This is a genomic window from Frankia sp. CcWB2, from assembly GCF_977927585.1.
Genome location: NZ_CDWRCM010000011.1, coordinates 33208 through 37071, shown reverse-complemented (window position 1 = coordinate 37071; position 3864 = coordinate 33208). Strand labels below are relative to the sequence as shown.

The window sequence follows — 3864 nt, the reverse complement described above, 5'->3', positions numbered from 1 at the left end:
GCTCAGGTCGCCGGGCATGGTCTGCGGGTCGGCCAGCAACCGGATGGTGCGGGCCCGGTCGGCGGCGGAGATCCCGGTGGAGACGCCGTCGCGGGCGTCCACGGTGATGGTGAACGCGGTGCCCATCCGCTCGGTGTTGTGCGGGACCATCTGGTCCAGTTCGAGCCGGTCGGTGTCGGCGGCGTCCATCGGCACGCAGATCACACCGGAGGTGTACCGCGTCATGAACGCGACCAGCTCGGGTGTGGCGGCCTCCGCCGCGAAGATCAGATCACCCTCGTTCTCCCGGTCGGCGTCGTCGACGACGACGAGCGGGCGGCCGGCGGCGATCTCGGCGAGCGCGTCCTCGATGGCGGCGAACCGCACGTCGGCATAGCCGGCGGGAAGGGCACCGGCGGGAAGGGTGGCCGTCGAGGAGGCGCCGGCCGCGGATGTCGTCATCGGTGTCGTCCGTTCGGTTCGATGGGGCCGGCATGCAGCTTCTCGACGTACTTGGCCAGCACGTCGACCTCGATGTTGACCAGGGAACCCGGCACGCGGCAACCCAGCGTGGTCAGTGCGAGCGTGGTGGGGATCAGGCTGACCGTGAAGGTGGCCGGTGAGTCGCCACCGGCCGGCGAGATGTCGACGACGGTCAGGCTCACCCCGTCCACCGTCACCGAGCCCTTCTCCACGAGGTAGCGGTCGAGCCCCTCGGGGAGCGCGATGCGCACGAGCTCCCAGCCCTCACCGGGCTGCCGGTCGAGGACCGCGCCGACGCCGTCGACGTGCCCCTGGACCAGGTGGCCTCCCAGCCGGTCCGCCAGCCGGACGGGACGTTCGAGATTCACCCGGTCACCGACGGCGAGCTTCCCGAGAGAGGAACGCACCAGCGTCTCCCGCATCACGTCAGCAGTGAACGCCGACGGGCCGTCCGTTGTGCCGGGTGGGCCGCCGGCCGTACCGGTCTCGGCGCCCCCGTCGAGCCCCGGGCGGGCGAAGGAGGTCACCGTGAGACAGACACCGTTGACGGCGATGGACGCGCCGTGACTCACATCACCCAGAACCGTCTGACAGGCGATGGTGAGTGCCGCCGACTCCGACCGCGCATCCACCGCGGTCACCACGCCGAGTTCCTCAACGATGCCGGTAAACATCCGACCCGTGCCCCTCGCTCCCGGGCACCCGCACCCTGGGCGAGGAGAAACCACGCGGGACCACGCCGGCACGCTCACGCCGGCACGCGCCCGCGAGCAGTCAACGACCACCACGGGCACTCGGCCCGCGCGCATCCTCCCATCCGGACTTTAACCGTCGGTCCCGGAATTCCACCGGGTCAGCCGTCCCAGTACCTGCGGACGGGTCGCGGACTGTCACCGCCGGTTCGGAGTTTCACCGACCCCGGAGCGCGCGTGCTGTTGGTTGTACTGCCTCAAGTCTGGCATATGAAGCCGCCGGACGCCGGTGAAGCCGCCGGACGCGGTCACGCCGGCCCAACCGCCGAGCGTGGCGCGGGCGGGGACAGCCGGAGCGCCGCCCGCAGCGCCTGCTCACGCAGCCGCTCGACGGCCTGGCCCGGATCGGCCGCCCCGAAGACGGCCGTGCCGGCGACGAACACGTCCACACCCGCCACCGCGGCCCGTTCGATCGTCTCGGCGTTGACCCCGCCGTCAATCTGCAGCCACAGGTCCAGCCCACGGGCGTCGAGCAGGCGCCGGGCGGCCTCGATCTTCGGCAACACCTCGGTCATGAACGTCTGACCGCCGAAACCCGGCTCGATGGTCATCAGCAGCAGCAGGTCGAACCGGTGCAGGTCGTCGAGATAGTGCTCGATCGGGGTGTTCGGCTTCACGGCGAGGCCGGTGCGGGCCCCGGCCGCCCGGATCGCCCTGGTGGTGCGGGGCAGGTCGGACACGGCCTCGGCGTGAATGGTGACGTTCGCCGCGCCGCGCTCGGCGTACCCGGCCGCCCAGCGGTCGGGATCGTCGATCATGAGATGACAGTCGAGCGGAGTATCCGTCACCGCGCGCAGGGCCGTCACCGTGTCCGGCGCGAACGCCAGGTTCGGGACGAAGTGGTAGTCCATCACGTCAACGTGCAGCCAGTCAGCCTGCCCCTCGACCGCCAGGGCCGCGTCGGCGATCCGGCCGAAGTCGGCGGCGAGCAGGCTGGGGTAGATCTGCGCGGTGGCCATTTCGCGAGGGTATCGGCTCCCGGGTCCGACGCCTCAGCTGTCGACCCGGCGCAGCAGGGCGACGAACATCGCATCCGTGCCGTGGAGATGCGGCCAGAGCTGGACGAACGGGCCGTCACCGAGCCGGTCGACCTCCGGCAGGGTCAGGCGGGCATCGAGGATGGAGGTGTCGGCGCGTTGTCCGGCCACGCCACGCACCACCTCGACGCTCTCAGCCGGGTGCGGGGAACAGGTCGCGTACGCCACCACCCCGCCCGGGCGGACCAGGTCGAGCGCGGCAACGAGCAGCGCACGCTGGAGCGGGACGAGCGCGGCCACATCGGCCGCGGTCCGCCGCCACCGGGCCTCCGGCCGACGCCGCAGTGCTCCGAGGCCGGTGCAGGGGACGTCGACCAGCACCCGGTCGGCCCCATCGGGCCGCAGCGGCGCCGCCCGGCCGTCGGCGCGCACCGTCCAGGCCCGCGCCGCGCCGCCCAGGGACCGGGCCACCATGGCCGCCCGGGTCGCCCGGGGCTCGACCGCGATCAGGGCCGGCCTGTCCGGTGGACCCAGCCTGTCCGGCAGACCCAGCCTGTCCGATGAGGCGGAGCCGCCGAGCAGCGCGGCGAGCAGGGCCGCCTTCCCGCCGGGACCCGCGCACAGGTCGACGGTCAGCCCGAGGTCGCGGCCCACCGTCGCCGCGCGGGCCAAGGCCAGGGTGACGAGCTGGCTGCCCTCGTCCTGCACGGCGGCCGCGCCCGCGGCCACGGCGGGCAGCCCCACCGGGTCCCCGCCGTCGAGGCGTACCGCATACGGCGAATAGGAGCCGGGCCGGGCGGTCAGACCTGCTTGCGCGGCCTCAGCGAGCAGCTGGTCACGGTCCACCCGGCCCGGGCGGGCGACCAGGTGTACCGCGGGTCGGGCGTCGTCTGCCTCCAGCGCGGCGCGGGTCGCCGTGAGGTCGCCGGCCAGGGCCTCCGCGACGACCTCGACGATCCAGCGGGGATGCGTCGTCACGACCGCCAGGTGACCGACAGGGTCGACGTCGAACTGCGGCGCGGACAGCATCGTGGCGAGATCGCCGCCGGTCTCGGCTACCCGGGCGGCCACCCGACGCAGCACGGCGTTCGCAAAGCGGACCGGACGCTCGCCGCTCGTCGTGCGGACCAGCTCGACGGTGCTGGCCACGGCCGCGCGGGCCGGGACCCTGGTCCGCAGCAGCTGGTAGGCGCCCAGGCGCAGCGCGTCGCGCACCGGCGGGTCGATGGTGTGGACGGGTCGGCTCGTCGCCGTGTCGAGCACCCCGTCGAGGGTTCCCTGCGCGCGCAGGGAACCGTAGGCGAGCTCCGTGACGAACCCGCGGTCCCGGGCGGACAGTCCGCTGCCCGCCAACAGGGACGGCAGCAGCAGGTTGGCGTAGGAGCCGCGCTCGTCCACCGCCCGAAGCACCTCCCAGGCCAGCAGCCGCGGCCGGTCGACGCTTGACCCTGGCCGGGGCCCACGGGTGCCCGGCGAACCGGCCGATCTCACGACGTTCCTCCACTGACTGGCATCGCGCCGGCCGGGCCACCGCTGCCGGCGCCGGCAGCGGTCCGTGCGCCGATCTCGCCGAGGGTCTCCCCCTCGGCGATCCGGACCCCGCGGGCCCAGGCGGCGGCCGCCATCGGGCCTCGTCCCTCGGGACGTACCTCGCCGAGGAGCACCGGGCTTGT

The 3864-nt window shown here is 73.5% G+C and carries 4 protein-coding genes, 1 pseudogene and 1 riboswitch; all 5 genes and pseudogenes read right to left on the bottom strand.

The window, feature by feature from the left end:
• The coding region (locus tag ACY45C_RS02685; protein WP_462186075.1) for a 3,4-dihydroxy-2-butanone-4-phosphate synthase at window positions 1-441 on the bottom strand (441 nt) is incomplete at its 3' end.
• The gene (locus tag ACY45C_RS02680; RefSeq protein ID WP_462186074.1) at window positions 438-1136 is read right to left on the bottom strand and encodes a riboflavin synthase; all 699 of its coding nucleotides are present in this window, start codon (window positions 1134-1136) and stop codon (window positions 438-440) included. The genes ACY45C_RS02685 and ACY45C_RS02680, both read right to left, overlap by 4 nt.
• Before the next feature lie 127 nt (window positions 1137-1263).
• Window positions 1264-1393, bottom strand: a riboswitch (FMN riboswitch).
• A 69-nt stretch (window positions 1394-1462) separates the two neighbouring features.
• The gene (gene rpe / locus ACY45C_RS02675; protein WP_462186073.1) at window positions 1463-2173 is read right to left on the bottom strand and encodes a ribulose-phosphate 3-epimerase; all 711 of its coding nucleotides are present in this window, start codon (window positions 2171-2173) and stop codon (window positions 1463-1465) included.
• A 33-nt stretch (window positions 2174-2206) separates the two neighbouring features.
• Entirely contained in the window at window positions 2207-3682 is a 1476-nt protein-coding gene (locus ACY45C_RS02670) for an RsmB/NOP family class I SAM-dependent RNA methyltransferase (RefSeq protein ID WP_462186072.1), read from the bottom strand.
• Window positions 3679-3864: pseudogene (locus tag ACY45C_RS02665) on the bottom strand (hypothetical protein); the annotation flags it as partial. The pseudogene ACY45C_RS02665 and the gene ACY45C_RS02670, both read right to left, overlap by 4 nt.

Coding starts and splice junctions, on each gene's coding strand:
- rpe (WP_462186073.1), bottom strand. CDS start 2,173: ATGGCCACCGCGCAGATCTACCCCAGCCTGCTCGCCGCCGACTTCGGC.
- ACY45C_RS02680 (WP_462186074.1), bottom strand. CDS start 1,136: ATGTTTACCGGCATCGTTGAGGAACTCGGCGTGGTGACCGCGGTGGAT.